This is a genomic window from Micromonospora aridisoli, assembly GCF_056150025.1.
In genome coordinates this window covers 103,988-130,273 of record NZ_JAXCFK010000011.1, presented here as the reverse complement: position 1 = coordinate 130,273, position 26,286 = coordinate 103,988, and the positions used below count along the sequence as shown (strand labels likewise).

The 26,286-nt window shown below is 72.2% G+C and carries 21 protein-coding genes and 2 pseudogenes; 16 read left to right on the top strand and 7 right to left on the bottom strand.

Features of this window, described 5'->3' with window-relative positions:
• The first annotated feature begins 111 nt into the window (after positions 1-111).
• Together SM447_RS22655 and SM447_RS22650 are read left to right on the top strand one after the other, a co-directional pair.
• A complete protein-coding gene (locus SM447_RS22655) occupies positions 112-921 on the top strand; it encodes a hypothetical protein (RefSeq protein WP_474574848.1) in 810 nt (269 codons plus the stop codon).
• Positions 922-1,208: 287 nt separating this feature from the next.
• Complete coding sequence (locus SM447_RS22650) at positions 1,209-3,398, top strand: transglycosylase domain-containing protein (protein ID WP_474574847.1); 2,190 nt, start codon at positions 1,209-1,211, stop codon at positions 3,396-3,398.
• A gap of 109 nt (positions 3,399-3,507) precedes the next feature.
• Here the strand turns inward: SM447_RS22650 and SM447_RS22645 are convergent, their stop codons facing one another.
• Positions 3,508-5,358, bottom strand: a complete 1,851-nt coding sequence (locus SM447_RS22645; RefSeq protein WP_474574846.1) for a thiamine pyrophosphate-requiring protein — start codon at positions 5,356-5,358, stop codon at positions 3,508-3,510.
• A gap of 295 nt (positions 5,359-5,653) precedes the next feature.
• On the opposite strand from SM447_RS22645, the gene SM447_RS22640 reads away from it, so the two are divergent.
• Both SM447_RS22640 and SM447_RS22635 read left to right on the top strand, forming a co-directional pair.
• On the top strand, positions 5,654-6,130 hold the full coding sequence (locus SM447_RS22640) for a glycine-rich domain-containing protein (RefSeq protein WP_474574845.1): 477 nt from the start codon (positions 5,654-5,656) through the stop codon (positions 6,128-6,130).
• A gap of 176 nt (positions 6,131-6,306) precedes the next feature.
• Positions 6,307-8,547 carry an ATP-binding protein gene (locus SM447_RS22635; protein WP_474574844.1) on the top strand — a complete coding sequence of 747 codons (2,241 nt, stop codon included), beginning with the start codon at positions 6,307-6,309 and terminating at the stop codon, positions 8,545-8,547.
• Between the two features lie 267 nt (positions 8,548-8,814).
• On the opposite strand, the pseudogene SM447_RS22630 reads toward SM447_RS22635, so the two are convergent.
• Positions 8,815-9,002: pseudogene (locus SM447_RS22630) on the bottom strand (DUF397 domain-containing protein).
• Between the two features lie 237 nt (positions 9,003-9,239).
• Here SM447_RS22630 and SM447_RS22625 point away from each other — a divergent pair.
• A pseudogene (locus SM447_RS22625) lies at positions 9,240-9,505 on the top strand (hypothetical protein); the annotation flags it as partial.
• Between the two features lie 34 nt (positions 9,506-9,539).
• Here the strand turns inward: SM447_RS22625 and SM447_RS22620 are convergent.
• A complete protein-coding gene (locus SM447_RS22620) occupies positions 9,540-10,064 on the bottom strand; it encodes a hypothetical protein (protein ID WP_474574843.1) in 525 nt (174 codons plus the stop codon).
• A gap of 70 nt (positions 10,065-10,134) precedes the next feature.
• Here SM447_RS22620 and SM447_RS22615 point away from each other — a divergent pair, with 70 nt between their 5' ends.
• The 4 genes from SM447_RS22615 to SM447_RS22600 all read left to right on the top strand — a co-directional run bounded on the left by SM447_RS22615 (position 10,135) and on the right by SM447_RS22600 (position 12,302).
• On the top strand, positions 10,135-10,998 hold the full coding sequence (locus SM447_RS22615; protein WP_474574842.1) for a LysR family transcriptional regulator: 864 nt from the start codon (positions 10,135-10,137) through the stop codon (positions 10,996-10,998).
• Entirely contained in the window at positions 10,995-11,549 is a 555-nt protein-coding gene (locus SM447_RS22610; RefSeq protein WP_474574841.1) for an RNA 2'-phosphotransferase, read from the top strand. Before SM447_RS22615 ends, SM447_RS22610 begins: the two co-directional genes overlap by 4 nt.
• 70 nt (positions 11,550-11,619) lie before the next feature.
• Positions 11,620-11,916, top strand: a complete 297-nt coding sequence (locus SM447_RS22605; RefSeq protein ID WP_474574840.1) for an ArsR/SmtB family transcription factor — start codon at positions 11,620-11,622, stop codon at positions 11,914-11,916.
• Positions 11,916-12,302 (top strand): VOC family protein, encoded by a 387-nt coding sequence (locus SM447_RS22600; RefSeq protein WP_474574938.1) that lies wholly within the window; start codon positions 11,916-11,918, stop codon positions 12,300-12,302. Before SM447_RS22605 ends, SM447_RS22600 begins: the two co-directional genes overlap by 1 nt.
• A gap of 45 nt (positions 12,303-12,347) precedes the next feature.
• Here SM447_RS22600 and SM447_RS22595 read toward each other — a convergent pair whose 3' ends face one another.
• Positions 12,348-12,881, bottom strand: coding sequence for an SLATT domain-containing protein (locus tag SM447_RS22595; RefSeq protein WP_474574839.1), 534 nt, complete (start codon positions 12,879-12,881; stop codon positions 12,348-12,350).
• Positions 12,882-12,973: 92 nt separating this feature from the next.
• On the opposite strand from SM447_RS22595, the gene SM447_RS22590 reads away from it, so the two are divergent.
• Positions 12,974-13,852: a TrmH family RNA methyltransferase gene (locus SM447_RS22590; RefSeq protein ID WP_474574937.1), complete on the top strand. Its 879-nt coding sequence runs from the start codon at positions 12,974-12,976 to the stop codon at positions 13,850-13,852.
• Between the two features lie 44 nt (positions 13,853-13,896).
• Positions 13,897-15,768 (top strand): PucR family transcriptional regulator, encoded by a 1,872-nt coding sequence (locus SM447_RS22585; protein WP_474574838.1) that lies wholly within the window; start codon positions 13,897-13,899, stop codon positions 15,766-15,768.
• Positions 15,769-15,865: 97 nt separating this feature from the next.
• Here the strand turns inward: SM447_RS22585 and SM447_RS22580 are convergent, their stop codons facing one another.
• A complete protein-coding gene (locus SM447_RS22580) occupies positions 15,866-17,218 on the bottom strand; it encodes a MurL-like N-terminal domain-containing (protein ID WP_474574837.1) in 1,353 nt (450 codons plus the stop codon).
• A gap of 83 nt (positions 17,219-17,301) precedes the next feature.
• On the opposite strand from SM447_RS22580, the gene murD reads away from it, so the two are divergent.
• Positions 17,302-18,651, top strand: coding sequence for a UDP-N-acetylmuramoyl-L-alanine--D-glutamate ligase (gene murD / locus SM447_RS22575; protein WP_474574836.1), 1,350 nt, complete (start codon positions 17,302-17,304; stop codon positions 18,649-18,651).
• A 142-nt stretch (positions 18,652-18,793) separates the two neighbouring features.
• Here murD and SM447_RS22570 read toward each other — a convergent pair whose 3' ends face one another.
• Complete coding sequence (locus tag SM447_RS22570; RefSeq protein WP_474574835.1) at positions 18,794-19,987, bottom strand: hypothetical protein; 1,194 nt, start codon at positions 19,985-19,987, stop codon at positions 18,794-18,796.
• Positions 19,988-20,103: 116 nt separating this feature from the next.
• Here SM447_RS22570 and SM447_RS22565 point away from each other — a divergent pair, with 116 nt between their 5' ends.
• The 4 genes from SM447_RS22565 (at position 20,104) to SM447_RS22550 (ending at position 24,779) form a co-directional block, all read left to right on the top strand.
• Positions 20,104-20,961 (top strand): hypothetical protein, encoded by an 858-nt coding sequence (locus SM447_RS22565; protein ID WP_474574834.1) that lies wholly within the window; start codon positions 20,104-20,106, stop codon positions 20,959-20,961.
• A 19-nt stretch (positions 20,962-20,980) separates the two neighbouring features.
• On the top strand, positions 20,981-21,889 hold the full coding sequence (locus SM447_RS22560) for a hypothetical protein (protein ID WP_474574833.1): 909 nt from the start codon (positions 20,981-20,983) through the stop codon (positions 21,887-21,889).
• Between the two features lie 98 nt (positions 21,890-21,987).
• Positions 21,988-23,292 carry an aspartate aminotransferase family protein gene (locus SM447_RS22555; protein ID WP_474574832.1) on the top strand — a complete coding sequence of 435 codons (1,305 nt, stop codon included), beginning with the start codon at positions 21,988-21,990 and terminating at the stop codon, positions 23,290-23,292.
• A complete protein-coding gene (locus SM447_RS22550) occupies positions 23,289-24,779 on the top strand; it encodes a CoA-acylating methylmalonate-semialdehyde dehydrogenase (protein WP_474574831.1) in 1,491 nt (496 codons plus the stop codon). The genes SM447_RS22555 and SM447_RS22550 overlap by 4 nt, the downstream gene beginning before the upstream one ends.
• On the opposite strand, the gene SM447_RS22545 is transcribed toward SM447_RS22550, so the two are convergent.
• Positions 24,751-26,214, bottom strand: a complete 1,464-nt coding sequence (locus SM447_RS22545) for an acyltransferase family protein (protein WP_474574830.1) — start codon at positions 26,212-26,214, stop codon at positions 24,751-24,753. The two genes, SM447_RS22550 and SM447_RS22545, sit on opposite strands and share 29 nt — an antisense overlap.
• Positions 26,215-26,286 lie beyond the last annotated feature (72 nt).

Genomic DNA, 26,286 nt, shown 5'->3' with positions numbered 1-26,286 from the left:
TCTCATGAGGTGCCCCGGTGCCTGCCACCATCGGTCCTAGTGCGGGTGGTGACCAGGCATCGGGGCGCCTCGGCGTGTCCCGGCACCGCTCGTGGACGAGCGAGGTGACGGATGGAACCGCTCAAGCGCCTGTGGTCCGCCCCGGAGGTGCCCGGGGCACACGACCCGAATGGTCCGATCGGTACCCGGCGTACCGGCGGGGGGTTCGGCGTACTCCCCTTCATCGACGAGCCGGCACCGCCCGGACCCGCCACCAACGCCAGCTGGGCCTGGTCCTTGCGGCGGCTGGCCCGCGCCGCGGTCTGGCTGCTGCCGGCGTACGCGATCCTCTACGGCGCCGTGGCGATGGCCAGCGACGGCGGGGTGGGCAACGACCCGTACCCGGCCGACGGCCGGCCGCTCTATCTGGTCGGCTGGGTGGCGGCGGTCTGGCTGGGCCTGCTGGCCCTGCTCGGGCTGGCCGGCCTGCTCGCCGCCACCCGCAGCCGGCACGCCGCGGTCGCGGGGCTGCTGGTCAGCATCGCCGGCACGGTGCTCATGCTGCCGTTCGCCGGGTTCGCCGAGCAGACCCCGGTCTTCGGCACCACGGCCCGGTCGCTGGTGCTGGTCGGCGCCGCCTGCTACAGCGTGGGCTGGCTGCTCACCGGGTGGGCGGTGGCCCGCTCGGGGATGTTCAGCATCGGTGACGGGGTGATGCTGATGATCGCCAGTCCGCTGCTCGGCCTCGGCGGGGCGTTGATCGGTTCCCTGCAGACCTTCGGGGCGATCTTCGTGCTGATCGCCGGTATCGGCATCTGCTACCGCTCGGGTCGCCTGCTGCCCCGGGAGATCCTCCGCGACGCCACCAGCGCGAGCGTCGCCACCGCCGGTCCGGCCGGGCCGCTGGGACCGGGTGGCGCGGGTCCGCTCGGTACGGCCTGAGCGGAACAGCCAAGCCGGGCCGGTGTGGCCGTTGGTTTGGAGCGGCGGGGCGTGACGGCTGTTGGCTGTCCGGCCGAGCGCGGCGACGGCCTCGCCGCGCCCGTTTGCCGACGCGGTGGAACCGTTGTCGGCCCTGCGACCGGCCGTCCCGGCTGAGGCTGTCGTACCCGAACACGGCGATTGCTTCGCTGACCGGCGCAGAGGCGGCTGGCAGTTGGCGGTGAATTGCCTGACAACTGGCAAATTGTGGTGGCCGGAAGGTGGCTTTCGCGGCAATCCTGGGGACCATGGCCCCTCCTACGCCGCTGTCGCGGCTGTTCACCGTGCTGCTGGCCGGCGTGCTCGCCGGTCTGGTCCTGGCGGTCGCCGCGCTGCCGGGCAACCTGTTGCTCGGGTTCGCCGCGAAGGCGGCCGTCGGGAACTACGCCGCCCTGCCGGACGCGTTGCGGACCCCGGCCACCCCGCAGCGGTCGTACCTCTACGCCAACGACGGCAAGACGTTGATCACCACGTTCTACGACGTCAACCGGACCGACGTGGCGCTGACGGAGATCGCGCCGGTGATGCGCCAGGCGATCGTGGCCGCCGAGGACCGGCGCTTCTACGACCACGGCGGGGTCGACCTGCGCGGCATGCTGCGCGCCCTGGTCCGCAACGTCACCGAGGGCACCGAGCAGGGCGGCTCGACGCTGACCATGCAGTACGTGCGCAACGTGCTCAAGACCGACCCGAGCCGCACCGCGGAGGAGCGGGCCGCGGCCACCGAACAGACCGTGGGACGCAAGCTCCAGGAGATCCGGTACGCCAACGCGCTGGAACAGCGTCTCGGCAAGGACGAGATCCTCAACCGCTACCTCAACATCGCGTACTTCGGCTCCGGGGCGTACGGGGTGGCCGCCGCGAGCCAGCGCTACTTCTCCAAGGCACCGGCCGACCTCACCCTCGCCGAGGCGGCCCTGCTCGCCGGCCTGGTGCAGTCGCCGGAGGCGTACAGCCCGATCGACGGTGACACCGACGCGGCCCTGGCCCGGCGTGCGTACGTGCTGGACTCCATGGTCGAGACCGGTGCGATCACCGCCGAGCAGGCCGCCTCGGCCCGGGCCGAGAAGCTGACACTGGACCCGAGCGAGCAGGCCAACGGCTGCGCCGCCACCGCCGGTGGGCGCGACGGCTGGGGCTTCTTCTGTGACTACCTGCGCCGCTGGTGGGTCGCCCAGCCGGAGTTCGGCGACACCGTCGCCGAGCGGGAGCAGGCGCTGCGGCGCGGCGGCTACACCGTGGTCACCACGCTCGACCCGCAGGTCCAGGCCACCGCGCAGCGCCAGGCCACGGGCATCTACGGGTACGACAATCCGCGCGCCGTGCCGATCGCCGCGGTCGAACCCGGCACCGGCCGCGTCCTCGCGATGGCCGTCAACCGGCACTACAGCCTCGACGCCAACCCGGGCGGGCAGGCCAACTACCCGAACACCGTCAACCCGTTGATCTCCGGTGGTCCCGGGGTCGCCGGCTACCAGGCCGGTTCCACGTTCAAGCTGTTCACCATGCTCGCCGCGCTGGAGTCCGGCCGGCCCCTGGCCACCGGCTTCGACGCGCCCAGCCGGCTGACCACCCGCTACCCGGCCGACGGCGACGGCAGCTGCGACGGCCGCTGGTGCCCGGCGAACGCCAACCCGCAGTGGATGGACGGGTACCGGATGATGTGGGACGGTTTCGGCCGCTCGGTGAACACCTACTTCGTCTGGCTGGCCGAACAGGTCGGCCCGGAGAAGGTGGTCGAGATGGCCCAGCGGCTCGGCATCACCTTCCGCGCCGAGTCCGACGCGAACTTCGCCGAGAACGACGCGGCCGACTGGGGTGCGTTCACCCTCGGCGTGGCCGCGACCACCCCGCTGGACCTGGCCAACGCGTACGCCACCGTGGCGGCCGAGGGGACGTACTGTGCGCCGCTGCCGGTGGTGTCGGTGACCGCGCCGGACGGGCAGCGGCTGCCGGTCGGTGACCCGTCCTGCCGGCGGGTCCTCGACGCGGACGTGGCCCGCGCCGCGACCGACGCGGCGCGCTGCCCGGTCGGCCAGCAGTCCGCGTTCGGGCAGTGCAACGGTGGCACCGCCACCGCCGTGAACCGGATCCTCGACGGGCGTCCGGTGGCCGGCAAGACCGGCAGTTCCGACCGCGCCGCCACGGAGAGCTTCGTCGGGTTCACCCCGCAGGTCGCGGTCGCTGGTATCGCCGCCAACCCGGACGACCCGGCGGACCTGGTCGGCGCCGCCGTGCAGGCCCGGGTGATCGACGCGGTCGCCCGGATCATCGGCACGGCGGTCGAGGGCCAGCCGGCGCAGGCGTTCACCCCACCCAGCCGAGCCCTGGTCGGCGACCCCCGCCGCCCCGTCGAACGCGACCCGCGCACCGAGCCTCGCCGTACCCCTGACAACCCCCTGTCCGACTTCCGCCGCTGGCTCCAAAACCGCGGCTGACCCGCACCCGTAATCACCCTGTTGATCATGAAGTTAGCGGCGGTGTTGATCTCCAAAACTGCCGCTAACCTCATGATCAACGGGGTGGGTGGGCGAGGGAGGAGCGGGGTTAGCGGCGGCGGGGGCGGTAGGTGGTTACGACGCTGGGTAGGCCGCGGCGGATGATGCCGGCCCAGTCGGTGTCGCCGCGCAGCACCGCCGCGGCGGTCTTGCGGGCCTGGTCGGCCGTGAAGTGCGGGGGCATCATCAGCTCGGCGGGGTCGACCAGGGCGTTGATCACGGTGGGGCGGTCGGCGCGCAGCGCGCGGTCCCAGGCGTCGGCCACCTGATCCGGGTGGTCGACCAGGTCGCCGCGGAGGCCCAGCACCTCGGCCCAGTGGTGGTAGGCGATGTCGGGCAACTGCTGGCTGTCCGGGAACATCGGGGTGCCCTCGGTGGAGCGCTGCTCCCAGCTGACGAACGCCAGATCCCGGTTGTTGAGCACCAGCACCACGAAGCGTGGATCCGACCAGCCCTGCCAGTACTTCGCTACCGTGATCAGCTCATTGACCCCGTTCATCTGCATCGCGCCGTCGCCGATGAGGGCCACCAGCGGGCGGTCCGGGTGGGCGAACTTGGCCGCCAGGGCGTACGGCATGGCACCGCCCATGGACAGCAGGGTGCCCGACAGGCTGGCCAGCATCCCCGGGCGGACCTTGACGTGCCGGGCGTACCAGGCGGTGGTGGTGCCGCAGTCGACGGCGAGCATCACGTCGTCGGGCAGACGTTCACTGAGGCTGGCGAAGAGCAGTTGGGGGTTGACCGGGTCGGCGTCCTGCTCGGCCAGTCGCCGCTGCGACTGCCGCCACGCGGCGGTGGCCCCGGCGATCGTCTGCCGCCAGCGGGTCGGCCCCGGCCCCGGACCCAGTTCGGCCAGCAGGGCGCGCAGGGTGGGCGCGGCGTCGCCGGTCAGGTTCACCTCCGTCGGGTAGCGCAGCCCGAGCTGGGTGCCGTCGTGGTCGATCTGCACCGCCCGTGCCTGGCCGGGCGGCGGGTAGAACTCCGAGTACGGCATGTTGCTGCCGACGATGAGCAGCCGGTCGCACTGGTTCATCAGTTGCCAGCTGGGCCGGGTGCCGAGCAGGCCGATCGCGCCGGTGACCCACGGTTCGCGGTGGTCCACCACGGTGAACCCGAGCAGTGCCGTCGCCACCCCCGCACCGAGGCGGTGGGCGATCTCGCGTACCTCGTTCTCGGCGCCGAGCGCGCCCTGGCCGACCAGCATGGCCACCCGCTCACCGCTGCCGAGCACCTGCGCGGCCTGCCGGATGTCCGCCTCCGACGGCACGGTCGGGCCGCTGCTCGGCACGCTGCTGGTGTGGTAGAAGCCGTGCGCGTGCGGCGGGTCGGGCACCGCCGGCAGGTCCTGCACGTCGAGCGGCAGCACCAGGGCGGTGACGGTACGCCGGGCCAGCGCGGTCCGGCACGCCCGGTCCACCAGGTGCCGTACCTGGGACGGGTGGTCGAGCTGGACCAGGAACGCCGCCGCCACGTCCTTGTATAGGGCGAGCAGGTCCACCTCCTGGTAGTAGCCGCCGCCCTCGGCGGTGAGCGCGGTGTGCCCGACCAGGGCCACCACCGGCTGATGATCCAGCTTGGCGTCGTAGAGACCGTTGAGGGCGTGGATGGCGCCGGGCCCGCTGGTCACCAGCACCGCACCGAGCGGCCCGCCGCCGTACTTGACGTGCGCCGAGGCGGCGAACCCGGCGGTCTCCTCATGGCGTACCTGGACGAACTGCGCCCGCTCGTCGGTGCGTTGCAGCGCCGAGGTCATCCCGTTGATGCCGTCACCCGGGAAGCCGAAGTAGCGGCGTACGCCCCAGCAGGCGAGCCGCTGCACGATGTGGTCCGCGACGGTGGCCTCGCGCGGCAACGGCCACGGATCCGCCGGTACGTAGGTGTCGACGTGGTCTGCGCTCACCTGGATCGCCTTTCGGGCTGCTCAACCGAGTGGCCCGACATTCCCCGCACTCACGTCACGAAACACACCAAGCTGCGCATTGATCCGGTTGGCCAGGGACCTGCCGGTCAACTGCCGGTCAATCTCCTGGATGACCCCGAGGCGTGGGAATAGCGTCCCTGGTGGCCGCTGCGGGAGACGCTTTTCAACGGGACCCTTCCGCAGCGGGCCGTCCAACACCTGTTTGTTCCGATCGGTCAGCGACCGCGGTGCGGGCATCAGCCGGACCACCCTGAACCCCGAGATTGGCTGCGAAATGACCGGAATCGTCGTCAGGCCCGCCGAGGAACTCCGCTGGGTGATTCCCCGGAACATCTCCGCCAACCGGATCGTCGACCTCACCGAGGTGCGGCGGTACATCGACGGGATCGACTTCAGGCCGCTCAAGCACCGGCTCACTCAGGGGCGTGACGTGCTGGGCAGCGAATGGAGCCCGGCACGCGCGGACCACTACGAGCGGCTCTACAAGAACTGGCTGTACCTGCGTCGTAGGCACGAGGGTGAACTGCTGCCGCCACACATCGACATCGACAGGTTCTGGCACGGCCACATCCTCGACACACGCGCGTACTTCGCACACTGTGACCGGATCTTCGGTTACTACTTCCACCACTTTCCCTATTTCGGTACCCGCGGGCCGGCCGACCGTACGAACCTCGCGACCGCCTGGCAGCAGACGCAGGACAGGTACCACGCCGAGTTCGGCGAGTACATCTGCGACTTCGTGGAGTAGAGCGTCCCGGCCATCGCCACTGCTGACCACTCCGGTGGCCGGTCCGCCGTCCCGGCCGGCGGGCCACGGCTCGACAAGAGGAACGTCGTCCAGTAGAAAACATCACCGGACATCCGTTTCCCCGTCGAGAGGCTGACGGGTCCATCTCGGATCCGGTAGGCCATGAGTGGATGGGCATGGCCCGGTTTAGTCAGATGGTGACGGCCCACCGCCGGCGGCTCGGGTTGACCCAGGAGGATGTCGCGGCCGCCACCGGCCTGGCCGTACGCAGCATCCGGGATGTGGAGAGTGGGCGGGTGTCCCGCCCGCGCGCCTCGACGGTCCGGTTGCTCGCCGAAGCGTTCAACCTGTCCGCCGCCGACCGGGTCCTCTTCATCCGTGCCGCCGATCCCGACCTGGCCGGGCCGTCGGAGGAACGACCGCAGCAACTGCCAGTGGCGGTGCCGGGTTTCGTCGGTCGCTGCCGCGAACTGGAGATCCTCGACTCGTCTCGCCACGCGGAGTCGGCGAAGCAGACGACGGTGGCCATCTTCACGATCTCCGGCATGGCCGGCGTCGGCAAGACCGCGCTCGCCCTGCACTGGGCGCACCGGGCCGCCGGCTGGTTCCCCGAAGGTCAACTCTACGTCGATCTTCGTGGCTACGACGACGCCGACGTCGTCGATCCGAGCGACGCCCTCCGCGGCTTCCTCGAGGCGCTCGGTGTGCCGGCCACCGGGATACCGGCCAGCCTGGAGGCCCGGGTGGGACTGCACCGCAGCCTGCTGGCAGACCGTCGGATGCTCCTGGTGCTCGACAACGCGCGCGACTCGGCGCAGGTGCGCCCGCTGCTGCCCGGTGCCGGCGGCTGCGTGGTCGTGGTCACCAGCCGGGACGAGCTGTCCGGGCTCATCGCGGCGGAAGGGGCGCACCCGATCCGGCTGGATGTGCTGACCAGCACCGAGTCGATGAGTCTGCTCGCCAGTCGGCTCGGTGCCCGCCGGGTGGCCGCCGAGCCGGCCGCCGCAGCGGACATCATCGACTCGACCGGTCGACTGCCGCTCGCGCTGTCGATCGTGGCGGCGCGGGTGGCGCTGCATCCCGGCTTCCCACTCGACGCCTTCGCCGCCAGCCTGCGCCCCGACGAGGCGATGCTTGACGCGCTGGCGGACGGCGACGTACGAGCCGTCTTCTCCTGGTCCTACCTGGCGCTGAGCCGGCCGGCGGCCCGACTGTTCCGCCTGCTGGGGCTCCATCCCGGACCGGACCTGACCGCCGAGGCCGCGGCGGCGCTCGCCGGTGAGACCCCGACGACCGTCGCGCCGCCGTTGCGGGAGCTGACCCGGCTGCACCTGCTCACCGAACACCTACCCGGCCGGTACGCCTTCCACGACCTGATCCGGGCGTACGCGGCCGAACTGACGCGGACCGCGGGGGAGGCCGACGAGTCGCGGGAGGCGCGGCACCGCCTGTTCGACTACTACCTGCACAGTTCCTATCCGGCGGCGGTGCTGCTCCAGCCGCAGTGGCCGGCCATCGACCCGATCCCCCCGGTGCCGTCGAACGTCAGGTCCCCGTCGGAGAACCACGACGCGGCGCTGGGCTGGTTCGCGGCGGAGCATCAGGTGCTGCTGCGGGCGGTGCGCCAGGCCGCCGAGACCGGCTTCGAGGCGTACGCCTGGCAGTTGGCCTGGGCGTTGACCACGTTCTTCGCTCCGCGTGGTCTCTGGCAAGATCAGCGCACGGCCCAGCAGATCGCGCTCACCGCAGCGGAACGCGTCGACGACCTCGCCGGCCAGGCCGTCGCCAACCGGTTGCTGTCCCGCGCCGAGACCCGCCTCGGCGACCTGGACGTGGCGGAGAAGCGACTGCTGCGCGCCCTGGACCTGCACCGTCGACTCGACGACCCGACCGGCCAGGCGCTGACGCTGCACAACCACGCCGAGGTCTGCTACATGCGCGGGCGACCCGAGGAAGGGCTCCGCCACGGACAGGAAGCGCTGCGGCTCTACCGGTCGGCCGGCAACCGCGCCGGTGAGGCACGGGCCCTGAACGCGATCGGCTGGCTCTACGCCGCCACGGGAAACTTTCCACGGGCGATCGAGAGCTGCACGGAGGCACTCGCCCAGCAGCGTGCGAGCGGCGACCACAACGGCCAGGCGGCGACGTTGGACAGTCTGGGTTTCGCCCACGACCGGCTGGGCGAGCACGATCGGGCGGCTGGCTGCTACGAGGAGGCCATCACGCTGTTCCGGGAGTCCGCGGACCGCTACCACGAGGCCGAGACCCTTCAGCGGCTCGGTGAGGTACGCGAGGCGATGGGCGACATCACCCGGGCCGTCGACGCGTGGCGGCGGGCGGCGCAGATCCTCGACGATCTCGGTGATCCGGCGGCCGAGCATGCGCACCGCGTCCTGTCGCGGCTGTCACCACCCTGACCTCGCCCGGCGCGGGCGCGACGGTGCAACGGACGCGCTCGTGTTCCACGGCATCTCGGGGTGTCGGCGCCGCGCGACGGCGCATAGCTGCCCGGACGCTGCCGATCAGCGTCGTGCGCGGCAGGTCGCAACCGGCCTCGTGCGCGGCAGGTCGCAACCGGCCTCGTGCGCGGCAGGTCGCAACCGGCCTCGTGCGCGGCAGGTCGCAACCCGCGAGTGCGGCCGGGACGGCGACCACCGGTGGGTCGGCTGATGCGACGCCGGACGTCAGCGCTGCTTGACGAAGTCCAGGAAGGACCGCCAGGCGGTCGGGTCGACGGCGAGCACCGGAACGGTCGGGTCCTTGCTGTCGCGGACGGCGACCGCGCCGGGCAGTTGTCGGCCACCTCGACGCAGTCGCCGCCGCTGGTGCCACTGCGGGTGGACCTGAGCCACCGGGCGTTACTGAGGTCCATGTCGGCTCTCAACGTCCTTGATCAGGGCGATTCTCCAGGTGCCCTACCCAGGTGCCGTCGGGCAGCCGGGCGAGCAACAGCGGCCCGTCAAGGCCGACGTCCCCGCCCTTCCCCCGTGCGGGAACGGCCCCTTCCCGCGCCCGGGTCGTCCCGCGCCCGGGGGTGAACCGGGTCCCTGCCCGTGCTCTGGGTGCGTTTCTTGCTGCTCCAGCGACAAGAAACGCACCCAAACGGTCCCTGTGGAGGTTCGCCGTGCCGACTGCCCGGCACACGCCGCTGCGGCCGATGTGGTGCTGTCGGGCCTGCGGCCTGCCGTGGCCGTGCGCTCCCACCCGTTGCTACGGGCGGAGTACGACGGCAACTCCGTCGGCCTGTCGATCTACCTCGCCGGCCTGATGTCCGAGGCCATGCGCGACCTCTATCACCTCGATCCGCACGGAGGGCCGCATCCGAAGGTGCTGTTCGAGCGGTTTCTCGCCTGGGCGACCCGACGGGAGCCACCGACGGGAGTCACCGACGTGACATCCGCGGTCATGGTCACGGGCTGGCCGGACTCGCGGTGCGTAGCGAACGGACGACGAGGCGTTCGACATCGGCCCAGGTCGGTGCCGGGTGTCCGTGGTCGGGCACCGGCCGGCGCTGCGGTCCGAAGAAGTACTGGTGGGCGACGATGCCCCGGATGGCGGCGTGCACCTCGGGATGGTCGTCGACGAAGTGGGTGAGGGCGAGGTCCAGGCAGTGGTCACGCTTGTCGGCCCGCGCGCGGCAGAACCGGACGTGGTCGTGGGCGACGCCGCTGCGTCGGTGGAAGTCGTGGGCGGCGAGCCAGCGCAGGGTACGAGCCTGCACGCGCGGGCCACACTTGGAGATCAGCCACACCCGGCCGTCGAACAGGTGGACAAGGCGGGCGATGGTCTCGACGGCGCCGGGCACCTCGGGCGTGGCCAGCATGGTCGCCTCGTCCCCGCTGAAGAAGGCGGTGTCGCCGCCACCCGGGTGGGCGGGCCCGTCGATGATGACCCGGCCGATGTCGATGCCCAGTCGGGGAAGGTTGTCCGTCATGCCGCCCAGGATGCGACGCGCCCATCCGAATGAGAACTATTGTTCGAGGCCGGCTCTATAGTTTGAGACTATGATTGGGCGGGACCTGCTGGAAGCCGACGCGCTGCGCTCGTTCGCGGTCTTCGCCGAGCACCGCAACTTCACCGCCGCCGCCGAGGCGCTGCGCATCAGCCAGCCCGCCCTGCATGTGAAGGTCCGGAAGCTGGCCGCCGCGCTCGGCGTCGAACTGTACGAACGCGACGGCCGCCGGCTGACGCTGACGGCCGCCGGTGAGCGTCTTGCCGCGTACGCGCTGGACTCACGCCGACGGGCCGAGGAGTTTCTGCGGGAACTGCACCACGAGTCGACGCCGACGCTGACCATCGCGGCCGGGCGGGGCGCGCTGCGGTGGGTGATCGGCGAACCGATCCGGCGGGTCGGTCGGCAGGGGCGCCGGGTCCAGGTGATCACCGCTGACCGGGACGGGGCCCTCGCCGCCCTCACCAGCGGGCGGGCCGACCTGGCCGTGATCGCCCACGATCCGCCCGGCCGGCAGGTCGAGGCGACGCAGATCGCCGCCTACCGACAGGTGCTCGTGCTCGACGACCGGCACCCGCTCGCCGCGCGCCGGCAGGTCCGGCTCGGCGACCTGGACGGACTTGATCTCGTCGTACCCCCGGCGGGTCGTCCCCACCGCAGGGCGCTGGACCGCGCCCTGCTCGACGCCGGAGTGCGCTGGCAGGTCGCCGCCGAGGTCGACGGCTGGGACCTGCTGGTGCACCTGGCCGCGCTGGGTGTCGGCGCCACCGTGGTCAACGGCTGCGTCGGACTTCCGGACGGCCTCCGCGCGGTCCCGATCCACGGCCTGCCGCAGATCCGGTACTGGGCCGCCTGGCGGCCACCCCGACGGGCCGTGGTGCAGGACCTGCTCGACCAGTTCGGAACCGGCCCGTGACCGACCGCCTCACCTCGACCAGCAGATTCCTCGCGTACGTGCTGCGCCACCGCCCGTCCGCCGTCGGCATCGTTCTCGACGACGGTGGCTGGGTCGAGGTGGAGGTGCTGCTCGCGGCCCTCGCCCGACACGGCCGTCCGGTCACGTCGCAGATGCTGGCCCAACTGGTCGCCGGCACCGTCAAGCAGCGTTTCGAGCTGTGCGCCGGACGGATCCGCGCCGCTCAGGGCCACTCGATCGACGTCGACCTGCGTCTCGACGCCGCCGTGCCGCCGTCGGTGCTCTACCACGGCACGGTGGCCCGCCACCTGCCCGGCATCCGTGCCGAGGGGCTGCGACCACGCGGCCGTGTCCACGTCCACCTCTCGGTGGACCAGGAGACCGCCGTCATGGTCGGTGCGCGACGCGGTGACCCGGTCGTGCTGACCGTCGACGCGGCCGGCATGCACCGACACGGCTTCGTCTTCCAACGGGCCGCCAACGGCGTCTGGCTCACCGGCCACGTCCCGGCCGACTGGATCACCGGCGGCTGGTCGACGGCGGCCGGCTGACGCCCCGACGCGCCCCCGCTACGCCGACGACGCTTGACATGCAAGCAGCCGCTTGCATATAAAGGTCCCTGTGGACGCGGACCCTGACCTGTTCAAGGCGCTCGGTGATGCGACGCGACGCACGATCCTGGACGAGTTGATCGACCGGGACGGTCAGACGCTCTTCGAGATCTGCGGCCGACTGACCATGAAGCACAACCTGACCTCGTCGCGCCAGGCCATCTCGCAGCACCTCGCGGTGCTCGAACAGGCCGGCCTGGTACGCACCCGGCGACAGGGCCGGTACAAGTTCCACCACATCGACACCAGCCCACTGCGCGCGATCGTCGAGCGGTGGCCCATCGACCAAGAGGGACCGAACCCGTGATCCGTATCAACATCACCAGCGTGCTCGTCGACGACCAGGCCAAGGCGCTCGCCTTCTACACCGAGAAGCTGGGGTTCATCAAGAAGACCGACGTGCCCGCCGGTGAGGCGCGCTGGCTCACCGTCGTGTCACCCGCCGACCCGGACGGCGTCGAGCTGCTGCTGGAACCGGACGGCCACCCGGCGGTTGGTCCGTTCAAGCAGGCCCTGGTCGCCGACGGCATCCCGTTCACGTCGTTCGCCGTCAACGACGTGTACGCCGAGGTCGAGCGGCTCAAGGGACTCGGCGTCGAGTTCACCCAGGAGGCCACCGACCTGGGCCCGGTCGTCACCGCCGTCCTCGACGACACCTGCGGCAACCTGATCCAGATCGCCACCATGAAGTAGTCAATAACCGGTGGAGTCTGGTGACTGGCGACTCACTCGCTGCGGCTAACCATCGCCGGGAGTGAATGGCGTGGTTCGGTGGCCAGGCGGCGTTGCGCCTAGCGTGCGGAGTTCATTCCAGCGTCGGCCGACGTCATGCCAAATGCTCTGTTGGTCTGCGAAAAAGCCGTCGAGCGCCTCGCGGGTCATCTCGTCGGAGGGAGTGACGGTGAGGTAGTAGTCCATTTCGTCCCGCAAGCGGTTCAGGCGATAACGGGCTTCCTCCATCATCGCCAACCTCGACTGCCAACTGAAGATGCCCTCCAGCGCTCCGAGGACGGTCACCGTCGCGACCATGGGTAGGGCCAGGCTCTTGTCGACACCAGGAACGTCGATGCCGAGCGCAACAGTCGATGCGGCGGCCAAGGTGATGGAAACGATCCTCACTCGGTGTGAGGCCCGTAGGTACCGCTTCTTGCGGAGCTTGGCCCAGTCAATGTCGGCTGAGACCAGGTCGCGAAAGTGCACGATCGCCTCGCGCAGTGGCAGGTCGGTCTGTCGGCCGGTTAGTTCGTAAAGTCCGTCTTCGGAGCGGGTCACGTCCGGATCCGGACGCGCGGACCACCATCGCATCCATACAGGTTGAGTATTGATGTGTATCTGGTTCAAGGGTTTGTCATCCCTCGGACGCCATTGGCGTCACAGCCGGCGTAGGGCGGACACCTGCGAGGTCCGGCAACGGGGTCCGGCAGAATCGGCGGGTGCCCGTCCACCTGATCACCGAGCCCGGCGACGAGCGGATCGCCGACTACCGGGCGCTGACCGACGTCGAGCTGCGGACCCGCTGGGAGCCGCCGCACGGGCTGTTCATCGCCGAGGGTGAGCTGGTGCTGCGGCGGGCGCTGCGGGCCGGCTACCCGGCCCGGTCGTACCTGGTCGACGCCAAGCGGGTCGACCAGCTCGCCGACCTCGACACCGGTGACGCACCGGTGTACGCCGCCACCCCCGACGTGCTGCGCGCGGCCACCGGGTTCCACGTGCACCGGGGCGTGCTCGCCTCGTTCCGGCGCAAGCCCGTGCCGGCCGCCGCCGAGGTGCTGGCCACCGCCGACCGGGTGGTGATCCTCGAGGACGTCAACAACCACACGAACCTGGGGGCGATCTTCCGGGCGGTGGCGGGGCTGGGCGTCGACGCCGTGCTGCTCTCACCCACCTGCGCCGACCCGCTCTACCGGCGCAGCGTACGGGTCAGCATGGGTGAGGTCTTCGCCGTGCCGTACGCGAAACTGGAACCGTGGCCGACGGCGTTGGCCGAGGTACGGGCCGCCGGGTTCACCGTGCTGGCCATGACGCCGGCACCCGACGCGGTGCCCATCCAGCGGCTGGACGCAGACCAGCGGTCCCGGGCCGCGCTGCTGCTCGGCGCCGAGGGCGCCGGGCTGACCCGGGAGGCGATGGAGGCCAGCGACGTACGGGTGGTGATCCCGATGCGCCGCGGCGTCGACTCGCTCAACGTCGCCGCGGCCACCGCCGTCGCGTGCTGGGAACTGGGCCGCGACGATCCGGTGTGAGGCACTGTCGAGCTTCGCAGGTCACGGACGGTAGCGTGTCGCGGGTGTTCCCTACCGTCCGTGAGGTCCTCGCGCTGGACCCGGTCCGCCACGGCGCGCCGCGCCTGGTCGCCGGGGAGACCGGGCTGGACCGCCGGGTGCGCTGGGTGCACGTCGCCGAGGTACCGGACATCGCCACCCTGCTCGGCGGCGGCGAACTGGTGCTCACCACGGGCATCGGGCTCCCGGCCGACGACGCGGGGCTGCGGGCGTTCATCGGCGACCTGGCCGGGGTCGGTGTCTCCGGGCTGGTGGTCGAGCTGGGCCGCCGCTACCTCGACGGCGTACCCCGGGTGATGGTCGCCGCCGCCGAACGTCACGGTCTGCCGCTGGTGGAGCTGCGTCGGGCCACCCCGTTCGTACGGATCACCGAGGCGGTGCACGCCCTGATCGTGGATGCCCAGCTCACCGAGCTGCGGGCCACCGAGGAGATCCACCAGCGGTTCACCGAACTGTCGGTGGAGGGCGCCGATCCGGGGGAGGTGGTCCGGCAGGCCGCCGAGTTGTCCGGTTGCCCGCTGGTGCTGGAGAACCTGTCCCGCCAGGTGCTCGCGTACGACCCGGCGGGGGAGAGTGCCGAGCTGCTGCTGGACGGGTGGGAGCAGCACTCGCGACGGATCCGGCCCGAGGGCCGCACGGCGTACGACCCGGACAGCGGCTGGCTGGTCACCATGGTGGGTGCCCGCGGACAGGACTGGGGTCGGCTGCTGCTGCGCTGGCCGCCGGGCGGTGACCTGGCCGGCGGGCGGCCGCTGCCGGCGTCGGCCGGGGGGCGCTCCGTTCCGGTGCCGGCTCTCGGGCGCGCCGTGGCGACCCCGGCCGACGGTGGCGGGACGCCGTCCCTGACGCCGCCGACGCGGCTCACCATCCTGGTGGAACGGGCGGCGTCCACGCTGGCCCTCGGCCGGCTGATCCGGCGGGACGCCGAGGGACTGGAGCGGCAGATCCACCGGACCCTGCTCACCGCCCTGCTCGACCACTCCTGGCCGGTGGACGAGGTGGCGTTGCGGGCCAGGGCGCTCGGGGTGGTGCTGGAGCGGCGTCATCTCATCGGCGTGGTGGTCCGCTACCGCGCCGACGACGCGGCGGGGAACGGTCCGCCCGTGGAGACGGGGCACCCGGGCGAGGCACCGGACAACACCCCCGACGCCGGGCCCGCCCGGCTGCGTGACCTCGCCGAGGCTGTCGGGCAGGCGCTGCGCGAGGCGAAGCTGACCGGTCTGACCAGCGCCCTGGACGACCAGGCGGTGGGTGCCCTGCTCGCCCTGCCCGACCCGGGCGCGGAGGAACGGGCGCTGGCCGCCTTCGCCGCCGCGCTGCGCCGGTCCCGCCCCGACCTGCCCGGGCGGGCCGACCCGCCGGGGCGCTCCGGACCCGTCGGCCGTTCCGACGACGCGGTGGCGTCGAGTGTCGCCCGGCGGTCCGTCGCCGGGCTGCTGGTTGCCGCCGGATCCGGCGTGGGCAGCTTGCGGGAGGCCCGCCGGTCGCTCATCGAGGCCCGGCAGGTCGCCGACGCGGCCCGCCGGGACCGGCGCGACCTGGCGATCTTCCGGCTGCCGCACGTCGGGCTGGCCGGGCTGCTGCACCTGCTGCGCGACGAGCCCCGGGTGCAGACCTTCGTGGAACGGCAGCTCGGCGCGCTGCTGGCGTACGACGCGCAGCACCCCCGGGAGCAGTTGCTCGACACCCTACGGGCGTACCTGGAGCAGGGCCGCAACAAGTCCGCGGCGGCCATCGCCGCCCACCTGTCCCGTCCGGCGTTCTACGAGCGGCTCGCCCGGATCGGTCGGATCCTCGACGTCGACCTCGACTCGGTCGACGCCTGCCTCTCCCTCCACGTGGCACTGCTAGCCCTGGACGCCATCCGCACCCCCTGACCCCACCGTGTTGATCAAGAGGTTTGCGTCATCTCCGATCTCCCTGACGACCAGATCTTCTTGATCAACACAGTGAGGCGCGGGGTGGCGCGGGGGCTTAGGTGAGGGTCTGGAGGGTCTTCTGGTAGGTGGGGGGGATGTGGTGGCCGGCGGTGGCGGGGGTGAAGGTGTCGGAGGTGGCGGCGGTGGTCCACGCCGCGTCGGGCACGGCGGCGACCAGGGCGGTCACCACCGGGGTGTCGCGCCAGTCGGGCTGCTGGGCGAGCAGGCTCAGCGCCACCACCGACTCCTCCACCTCACCGACGCACTCGAACGGCTTGTGCCCGTCGATGCCGAGCAGCTCGCGGTAGCCGGGGATCTGCGCCGAGTCGGCGAGCAGGTCGCCGCCGAAGATGTGGGTGAGTCGCTCGCGGGACATGAACGGGGCCAGGGCCAGGAAGACGAACCGGCACTTGGGGCAGTCGCGGCACCACCGCTCGCTGGCGTCGCGGAGCTTGAACGCCGCGTTGCAGCTGGTCACCACGTCGTCGTAGCGGTCGATGGTGGCGAACAGCCGGGCGATGTGCAGCTCCGACAGCGGACGCAGCAGGGAGAAGTACGGCTCGGCCAGCCCGGCGTGCTCGGCGAGAGCGGCCCGCAGCAAGCCCTCGGCCTCGACGCCCTTGGACCACTGGTGGTTGATCTCGTGACCGTTCCAGATCAGGTTCGGGTCGGACGCCGAGCGCTCGTTGGACATCACCACCGGGCCCAGCCCGTGCAGCACCGCCGTGGCGACCGCGATCAGCGAGTTGATCGCGGTGACCGGAATGTGGCCGTTGCGGGCGCCGGCCGCGTTCAACTCGAACAGCACCGGGTCGATGCGTCGCCGGGCGGCCAGTGGGGTGAGTCCGGAGGCCGCGTTCACCGCGTTGATCACATGGTTCGGGTTGACCGAGAAGGGCACCGGGTCGAGGCCGGCCCGGCGCAACGCCTCCAGGCTGACGATCGAGTCCTTGCCGCCGCCCACCGCCGACAGCGGGCGTCGGTCGGAGTTGTCGTACTCGGCGGCCGGCTTCACCCGCCCGCCGGGCACGCGCGGGGTCAGCTCCAGCACGTGCGGCAGCTGGTTGCGGTACGCGTACTCGGCGAGGCCCTTGGTGTAGACGGCCGTGACGAACTCGACGGCGGCCGGCCCGAGCGGTGCCGGCAGCAGCAGTTGCCCCGGCGCGGCGGTCTTGTAGTAGCTGACGCCGGCCACCACGTGCAGCAGCTCCAGCACCCGGCCCAGGGCTGCCACGGCGGCGTCGGAGGGGGACTCCTCCGGCACCGGCAACGTGATCACCTCGGTGAACCGCTGCTCGCCATCGGGCCCGGTCAGGGCATAGTCGAACAACGCCTCACCGGTGGAGAGGTCGATCGAGTAGGACGGGAAGGTGAACGCGTCCATCCGCGCCAGCTGCGTGTTGAGCACACGCCATACTAGGCCCTGGTTCGTCCGGCCGTGCCCGGCTCGGCCGGACCACGCCCTGCCGCCGTCGTACCCGAGGAGAGCCTGTGCGCCTGTCTGACCTGCGCGGACGTAGCGTCGCCGTCTGGGGGGCCGGCCGGGAGGGGCGGGCCGCGGTGACCGCGATCGCCGCCCACGGCCCGGCCGACCTCGTCGCCGTCGACGACAGCGCGAACTTCCTGTCCCTGCCGTGGGACGGGCCGCTGGCGGAGGCCGCCCCGCTGATCACCGGCGAGGAGGGCTACGCCCGCCTGGCCGCCGCCGACGTGGTGGTCCGCTCGCCGGGCGTACCGCAGACGCATCCCTGGCTGATGGAGCTGCGGCGACAGGGGGCGACGGTCACCCAGGGCACCTCGCTCTGGATGGCCGACCATGCCGAGCGCACCATCGGGGTGACCGGCAGCAAGGGCAAGAGCACCACGTCGAGCCTGATCAGTCACCTGTTGACCGCGATGGACCGGCCGAACGTCTTCGGTGGCAACATCGGGGTACCGACGCTGGACCTGCCGGAGGCGGAGCTGTACGTGCTGGAGCTGTCCAGCTACCAGTGCAGCGACCTGACCGACTCGCCCCGGGTCGCGGTGGTCACCGCCCTGTTCCCCGAACACCTCGACGCGCACGGCGGCGAGCGGGAGTACTACCGGGACAAGCTCAACCTGCTCGCGTACGGGCCGCGCACCGTGGTGGTCAACGGCGCGGACCCACGGCTGGCGTTCGAGCTGGGCGACCGGGCGGCGGTGCGGGCCGGCACCCCCGAGTCGGTGAACGTCGCCGCCGGCCCGGACGGTACCCCCTGGTTCCACCGGGTCGACCAGCCCCTCTTCCCCCGGGCGGTGCTGCCCCTGGTCGGGCGGCACAACGAGGGGAACCTCTGCGTGGCCCTGGCGGTGCTCGACGCGCTCGGCATCGACCTGGTCGACCGCAAGGACGCCCTGGCCGTGGCGGTCGCCGAATTCCAGGGACTGGCCCACCGGCTGACCGAGATCGCCGACCCGTCCGGCCTGACCTTCGTCGACGACACCCTCGCGACCAGCCCCTACGCGGCCATCCACGCGATCGACGCGTACGACGGGCGACCGTTGACCGTGATCGTCGGTGGCAACGACCGGGGAGTGGACTACACGCCGCTGCGGGACCACCTCGCCGAGCGGGAGCTGACCGTGATCGGCATCCCGGACAGCGGCCCGCGGATCATCGAGGCGCTCGACGGGCTGCCGAAGGTACGCACCGAGCTGGTTGACGACCTCGCCGACGCGGTGCAGTTGGCCCGCCAGGTCACTCCGGCCGGCGGCGTCGTGCTGCTCTCACCCGCCGCGCCCAGCTACGGCCGCTTCCGCAACTTCGAGCACCGCTCCGAGGTCTTCGCCGAGGCCGTCCGCGCCACCGCTCCCGCCTGACCCCACCCCACCTGCCCTCGGTGATCATGAAGTCTTTGCCCTCGGATCGGACAAGATGGCGCAACAACTTCATGGTCAACCTAACTGGAGGGTGGGGACGGGTCGGCGAGCAGGTCCTCCACCGCGCTATTGCCGGTCGCTCTTATGTCGGACCGGCCAGTGTGGACGGACGGTCGGTGAGGGTGGCGTGCAGGGCGCGCATGGATCGGATGGCCGAGCGGATCTCCTGCAGGTAACGGCCCGTGGTCGGGGGCGGCTCCGGCAACCGGAGCACCTCGGGCAGGGTCGGATCGACGCCGACGGTGTCGATCCGGCAGCCGTAGGGCAGGGCCAGGGTGCGCAGCGCGTCGCAGTGCTGGAACGGTACGTAGATCGGCGCGGTGACCAGCAGTATCTCGTCGCCGGGGGCGAGCCGAGCGTGGCCGGCCCAGAAGCGCTGGGTGTCGGCGGTGTGCGCGCGACGGCGCGCGGGCTCGCTCGACGGCGCGGCCAGCACCCGCACCGGCGGCGTCCCGGCCGGGCGGTAGGTCCGTGAGGACCACGAGTGGTGCGGATGGCCGGCGTCGAGGCCGTCGTCGGCGTCCGGCACGCTCACTCCGAAGCTGCGCCGCACGGCCGCGTCCAGCGCGTCGACCTCGGTGTCGCACCCGGGCACGCCGGCCTCGGCGAGGGTGCGCCGCTCCGCCTCGGACAGCGGTCGGTAGCTGCCCAGCACCGCCAGCTCACCGGTGACCGCGACACCCGGCGGTCCGTGCGCTGGCCCGGGTCGGCGACGGGCACCGGCCGGCTCGCCGTGGCGCAGCAGGTGTGCCGCGTACGCCACCCGGCGCAGGCAGGCGTGCGCCAGCCCGCCGAGCACCACCAGGTGGGCGTACCGGGGGCGGGTGGGTCGCCGGGACACCACCAGCCCGAGGGCGGTCGCGGCCGCGTACACCTGCTCGGCGGTGGCGGGCTCCAGATCCGGTTCCCGTGCCTCGGGTCGTTCCCGGCCGGCCCGGAAGTCCCAGTGCCGGGCGGAGAACTCGTCCAGCCCGGCCAGCACCGTGCCGAGGTCACCGGTGGGCCACCGGCCGCCGAAGCGCGCCACCAGATCCCGCAGCGAGGCGCTGCCGACCCAGCCGGCGATCCCCGCCTCGATCGTGCCGGTGTCGTCGGTCCCCGCGGCGTGCGGCAGAGCGACCATCGGGTACGCCGTCGCGAGCGCGTCACCGACGCCCGGCCGCGCGCCGGCGACGTCCGGCGGGATGTGCGCGCCGCTCAGATCGGGCGATCCGGTGTGCCGGGTCGACGTGGTCGGACCGGCGGTGCCGGGCGGGGCGACGGGACGCTCGGGCACGTTCCGGATCTTATCCACCACCGGTGTGTTGGCGGGCCCTCGACGCCCGATCGGTGGCCCTCGGGCCTGGTTGGTGGGTCGTACCCTGGCGGCAGTCCCGCAACGGGAGGTGGTCGATGGCCCAACCGCTGCGCCGGCCGCACGCCGGCCCGCGCGCCCACGCGGTGGGCATCGCGCGGCTGATGGGGCACACCGATCCGGTCGCGCTGATCGGCATCGCCCTGTCGATCTCCCTCTCCGTGACCCTCGACCTGACCGGCGCGGCCACCGGCGTGGAGTCGTTGCTGGCCGGCCTGATGGGCATCACCATCTCGTTGCTGGTGGACTCGATGGCCCGGGCCGAGCGACGGTTCCAGCTGCGGGCGCTGCTGGCCGGTCCGCACTGGCTGGTACGGGCGGTCCCGGAGCTCGCCACCGCCGCCACCGAGGCGGTGGACCGCCATTCGGGCACCCGGGTCGCCGAGGAGACCCAGCGACGGTTCGAGCGGTTCCAGGCCGATCTCGGTCAGCTGCGCCAGGGACGCATCGTCCGACCGGGCAGCGACTACCAGGACATGCTCGGTGCCACCCGGGACTGCGTACGCGAGTTGGCGGCACTGACCAATGTGCTGCCCCGGCTGGCCTGGTGGAGCAGTGACATCGGCCGGCGGTACTGGTCGGAGAATCTCGCCGCGCTGGCCCGGGGCGTACGGATCACCCGGATCTTCACCTACGCCGAGTTCTCCGACGAGTTGGCGGAACTGGTGGCGACGCAGCGCCGGGCGGGTGTCCGGGTGGGTCTGCTGTCGACCGCCGCGGTCCCCGCCGACCTGCACGTCAACCTGATCCTCTGGGACGGCACGGCGTGCTGGACGGCCGGTATGAGCGCGCACGGCGAGATCAACGAGAATCGGTTCTCGGTGAACGCCGTCGACATCGCTCGCGCCGCCGAGACGTTCCACGCCTGCCTCACCCGCGCCACCTTCGACCCGTGAGCGGCCTCGAGGCCGGCGATTGACCGCCCAGGGCGTGCTGTTGGTGACCGGGGTGGTCTGGGCGGTGAGCCTGATCCGTCCGCTGCGGTGGCGGGCCTTCGTCGCCGCGCTGCCGCTGCCCATGACGGCGGCGCTGCTGGCCACCGGTCACCACGTCGACGGTGGGCAGCTCGTCGGCGTGGTGGGGCTCAACCTGTTCTTCGGCGTCGTGGCGCTGGCGCACCACCGGTTCCGCTGGCCGATCCTGCTGGCCGACCTGGCGGGTGTCGGCAGCTATCTCGCGCTCGCGGCGGCGCTGCGTCCCGTCGCGCTGCCGTTCGGACCGACGCTGGCCGGCACGGTGGCCCTCTGGCTGCTCACCATGCTGGTGCTGCTACCCCGCCGCCCGGGACCCGACCCGTCGGCGAATTCGGCCGATCCGGCCCCTGATCCATCGGTGGATCCCCCCGACCCGCCCCTCGAAGCCGCGGCGCCGTCCGATGACCCGCCCCGAGATCCGGCGGTGGTGACCGTTGCACCCGTGCGCTCCGCGCCGGCCGAAGACGGCGGGCGGGTGCCGGTGGTGGCGCGGTTGCTGCTGATCCTCGCCGGTGCGACGCTGACCGGGCTGCTCGGCCAGCTGCTGCGTGGCCTGGTGGTGACCTTCCCGTACGCCGGGGTGCTGGTGGCGGTCGAGGTGCGGCGCGAACTGCCGGTCTTCTGCCGGCATTTCGCCCGCAACAGCCTGGCGCTGGTCGGGTTCCTGGTCGGGGTTCGGCTGGGCCAGGACGTCTCGGCCGGGCTGGCGCTCGTCGCCGGCTGGGTGGGCTTCGGTCTGGCCGCGGCGGCGCTGCACCTACCGGGTTCACCTGCGCGAAAATGTGGCTCAGTCGCTGATCTGGCGACTGGAATCGCGGTCCTGCCCCAGGACGGCGACGAAAAGCGTTGACGTGTTGTCAGGCGTCCCGGGTCACCGCCGGACAGTCTGACACTTGTCCGGCAGCGACGGTGGTGAAAGCGTGCGGTAACGCGACCGAAGGGGCGACGATGACCGCCGACGACCTGCTGGCCCGGCACCGGGCCGTGCTTCCGTCCTGGATGACGCTCTACTACGCCGAGCCGATCGAACTCGTCAGTGGCCAGGGCCGTCGGGTCACCGACGCGCAGGGCCGCACCTACCTGGACTTCTTCGGTGGTGTGCTGACCAACTCGCTGGGCTACGACATCGCCGAAGTCCGGGAAGCGGTGCAGCGGCAACTCGCCACCGGGATCGTGCACACCTCGACGCTCTACCTGATTCGTCAGCAGGTCGAGCTGGCGGAGAAGGTGGCGCGGCTGTCCGGTATCCCGGACGCCCGGGTCTTCTTCACCAACTCCGGCAGCGAGGCCAACGAGGCGGCGCTGCTGTTCGCCACGAACCACCGGCGGTCCCACCAGATCCTCGCGGTCCGCAACAGCTACCACGGCCGCACGTACGCGACCATGGGCGCGACCGGTAACCGGACCTGGTCACCGACCTCGCTCAACCCCCTCCAGGTGGCCTGGTTGCACTCCGGCGAGCGACTGCGCGGCCTGCTGGCCCGGCTGCCGGAGGCCGATCGCGTCGACGCCGCGGTGGAGGACCTGCGTGAGGTGCTGGCCACCCAGACCAGCGGGGACGTGGCCTGCCTCATCGCCGAACCGATCCAGGGGGTGGGCGGCTTCGTGCACGGCCCGGACGGCCTCCTGGCCGGCTGGAAGAAGGTCCTCGACGAGCACGGCATCCTGCTCATCTCCGACGAGGTGCAGACCGGCTGGGGTCGTACCGGCGAGCACTTCTGGGGCTACCAGGCCCACGGCGTCACCCCGGACCTGCTCACCTTCGCCAAGGGCATCGGCAACGGGTTCGCGCTGGCCGGGGTGGTCGGCCGGGCCGAGGTGCTGAACTCGGTCGCCGGCATCAGCTTCTCCACCTTCGGCGGCAACCCGCTCTCCACCGCCGCCGGCAACGCGGTCCTGGACTATCTGCTCGAACACGACCTTCAGGCGAACGCCGCGCGCGTCGGCCGGATCCTCGGCGACGGTCTGCGCGAGGCGGTCGCCGACCTCGACCGGGTCGGTGAGGTACGCGGCAAGGGGCTGATGCTCGGCGTCGAGTTCGTCCGTCCCGGCACCGGCGAACCCGATGCGGCCCTGGCCACCCGGATCTTCGAGGAGTGCCGGGCCGGTGGCCTGCTCACCGGCAAGGGCGGGTTGTACGGCAACGTGGTCCGGATGGGGCCGCCCTTGACGCTGACCGAGGAGGAGGCCCGCGAGGGCCTGGCCATCCTGGTGGACGCGATCCGTGCCTGCGTGGCGGAGGTGACCGCATGAATCTCATCGGGCACTTCGTCGACGGCAAGCGCACCGGCGGCATCTCGACCCGGCGCGGCGACGTGTTCGACCCGGCCACCGGCCGCCGTACCGCGGAGGTCGAGCTGGCCGGTGTCGCGGACGTCGCGGCGGCGGTCGAGGCCGCCGAGCGTGCGGCGCGGACCTGGCGGGACGCGTCGTTGGCGAAGCGGACGGCGGTGCTGTTCGCCTTCCGCGAGCTGGTCCACGCCCGTCGTGACCAGCTGGCCGAGCTGATCACCGCCGAGCACGGCAAGGTGCTCGCCGACGCCGCCGGGGAGGTGCAGCGTGGCCTGGAGGTCATCGAGTACGCCTGCGGCATCCCCTCGGCGCTGCGCGGCGGCTTCAGCGAGAACGTCTCCACCGAGGTCGACTCGTACAGCCTGCGGCAGCCGCTCGGGGTGGTCGCGGTGATCAGCCCGTTCAACTTCCCGGTGATGGTGCCGCTGTGGTTCGTCCCGGTGGCGGTGGCCGCCGGCAACGCCGTGGTGCTCAAGCCCAGCGAGAAGGATCCCAGCGCGGCGCTGCTGCTGGCCGAGCTCTTCGCCGAGGCCGGCCTGCCCGACGGGGTGTTCAACGTGGTCAACGGCGACGCCGAGGCGGTCGACGCGTTGCTGGACCATCCGGCCGTGAAGGCGGTGTCGTTCGTCGGCTCCACCCCGGTCGCCCGGCACGTGTACCAGCGTGGCACGGCGGCCGGCAAGCGGGTGCAGGCGCTCGGTGGGGCGAAGAACCACATGGTGGTGCTGCCCGACGCCGATCTGGACCTGGCCGCGGACGCGGCGGTCAACGCCGGGTTCGGCTCGGCCGGGGAGCGGTGCATGGCGATCTCCGCGCTGGTGGCAGTGGAGCCGGTCGCCGACGACCTGGTGGCACGGATCGCCCGCCGGATGGCCGGGCTGCGCACCGGTGACGGTCGACGCGGCTGCGACATGGGGCCGCTGGTCACGGCCGCGCACGCGGCCCGGGTGCGTTCCTACGTGGCGGCGGGGGTGGCCGCCGGGGCGGTGCCGGTGGTCGACGGTCGGGACGTGACCGTCGACGGCGACCCGAACGGGTTCTGGCTCGGACCCACCCTGTTCGACCGGGTCACCCCGGAGATGTCCATCTACACCGACGAGATCTTCGGGCCGGTGCTGTCGGTGCTGCGGGTCGACTCGTACGACGAGGCGGTGGCCCTGGTCAACGCCAACCCGTACGGCAACGGCACCGCGATCTTCACCAATGACGGTGGTGCCGCCCGGCGCTACCAGCACGAGGTGGAGGTCGGCATGGTCGGTGTCAACGTGCCCATCCCGGTGCCGATGGCGTACTACTCGTTCGGTGGCTGGAAGTCGTCGCTCTTCGGTGACCTGCACGCCCACGGTGCCGACGGCGTCGCCTTCTTCACCCGGGGCAAGGTGGTCACCAGCCGGTGGCTGGACCCGCGCCACGGCGGGGTCAATCTCGGCTTCCCCACCCAGACCTGAGCAGGCGCAGCGTGCCCGCCCCGGCGAGGTAGGCCACCAGCGCGGCCACCGGCAGCCCGAGCGGTTCCGGTGCGGTCTTGGCGGTCGCGCCGTTGGCCGCCAGGGCGTACACGACCGCGGCGAATCCGGCGACGGTGAGCGCGCCGCGGGCGCCCGCCCACCGGGTCGGCGCCTTCAGGTGCCGGGGGCGGCCGGTGGAGGCCTCGATCGGGCCGAAGATGGCGACCAGGACGGCCAGCACCACCGCCAGCATCAGCACCCATGGCAGGCGCCAGGCCAGCCAGGCCGCCGAACCGGCCTCCGGGGTGGGCAGCACGCCGAGCCCGTGCAGCGCACCGACCAGGAGCACCGCCGCGCTCAGGTGCCACAGGAAGACCGTCAGCACGACCGAGTTCACGGCGATGACCGCCTGCCATGGTCGGCTGCGGTGCAGCCAGCGCTCGGCCCGTGCCCGCAGCAGCAGGATCAGCCCGAGCTGGGCGGTGGCGACGGCGAGCAGCGCCACGCTGGGCGGGGCGGCGTTGGCCAGCCGCTGGCCCGGCAGGTTGATCATGCTTACCGGGTACGGGCCGGGGCCGGTGAGCAGGATCGCCACGGCGAGTCCGCCGAGGAGCATGGCGCCGGCGGCCCGCCGCGACATCGGCAGGCACCGGGTGCGCAGGCCGGTCCGCCCGCCCGCCGGACCGACCGGTCGCCGGTCGTCGGGTCCGTCACCGGGGTCGCCGGCCCGCGGCCCCTCACCCTGGCTGGCGTCACCATCTCGGCGGGTCGGGCGGCAGGTCCCCCGGCGGGCGTCGTACCAGGCGAAGCCGAGCTGGTGCACGGCGAGCCAGCCGAACAGGTAGCCGGGCAGGGCGAGGCCGGCCGGTCCGAGCGCGCGGCCCAGGTCACCGGCGGCGACCAGCAGCGCCAGCGCCAGCGGCACCAGCAGCCCGAGGCGACGGTGCAGCGCGTACATGAGGGGGGTCAGCGGCACCACCGCCAGGTAGGCGGCGAGGAACCACAGCGGGATGGTGGCGAACCAGACGACCGGGCGGACCTCGGCCGGCCCGGCACCCCCCAACCGGGCCACCAGTGCGCCACCGGCGAGCACCAGCACCAGGGCGCTGGTCGGGCGCAGCAGGCGGGCGCTGCGGCCGAGCAGCCAACCGATCGCGTCGCCGCCACGACTGCGGTGCGCGGCCAGCGAGGCGGCGTTGGCGTACCCGCCGACCAGGAAGAAGACGGGCATGACCTGGACCGCCCAGGTCAGCGGGTAGGCCCAGGGCATCGCGGTCAGCGCGGAGTGGCCGTCGGGCCGGCCGTTGTCGTACTCGACCGCCGCGATGGCCCAGTGCCCGAGGACCACCAGGACGATGGCCAGCGCCCGGAGCAGGTCGAGGTATCGCTCCCGGTCCGCCGGCGTACGAGCGGCGAGACGGGCCAGGCGGCGCATGGTCCGAGCCTATGCCAGCTTCGGGGTGACCGGGCCGGTAACGGTCCTGCCGTCAGCGATGACGGATCGCGA

What these genes read in the sequence shown, in the direction of transcription:
- SM447_RS22655 (WP_474574848.1), top strand. Translation starts at nt 112, where the DNA reads ATGGAACCGCTCAAGCGCCTGTGGTCCGCCCCGGAGGTGCCCGGGGCA.
- SM447_RS22650 (WP_474574847.1), top strand. Translation starts at nt 1,209, where the DNA reads ATGGCCCCTCCTACGCCGCTGTCGCGGCTGTTCACCGTGCTGCTGGCC.
- SM447_RS22640 (WP_474574845.1), top strand. Translation starts at nt 5,654, where the DNA reads ATGACCGGAATCGTCGTCAGGCCCGCCGAGGAACTCCGCTGGGTGATT.
- SM447_RS22635 (WP_474574844.1), top strand. Translation starts at nt 6,307, where the DNA reads ATGGCCCGGTTTAGTCAGATGGTGACGGCCCACCGCCGGCGGCTCGGG.
- SM447_RS22620 (WP_474574843.1), bottom strand. Translation starts at nt 10,064, where the DNA reads ATGACGGACAACCTTCCCCGACTGGGCATCGACATCGGCCGGGTCATC.
- SM447_RS22615 (WP_474574842.1), top strand. Translation starts at nt 10,135, where the DNA reads ATGATTGGGCGGGACCTGCTGGAAGCCGACGCGCTGCGCTCGTTCGCG.
- SM447_RS22565 (WP_474574834.1), top strand. Translation starts at nt 20,104, where the DNA reads ATGGCCCAACCGCTGCGCCGGCCGCACGCCGGCCCGCGCGCCCACGCG.
- SM447_RS22555 (WP_474574832.1), top strand. Translation starts at nt 21,988, where the DNA reads ATGACCGCCGACGACCTGCTGGCCCGGCACCGGGCCGTGCTTCCGTCC.
- SM447_RS22550 (WP_474574831.1), top strand. Translation starts at nt 23,289, where the DNA reads ATGAATCTCATCGGGCACTTCGTCGACGGCAAGCGCACCGGCGGCATC.
- SM447_RS22545 (WP_474574830.1), bottom strand. Translation starts at nt 26,214, where the DNA reads ATGCGCCGCCTGGCCCGTCTCGCCGCTCGTACGCCGGCGGACCGGGAG.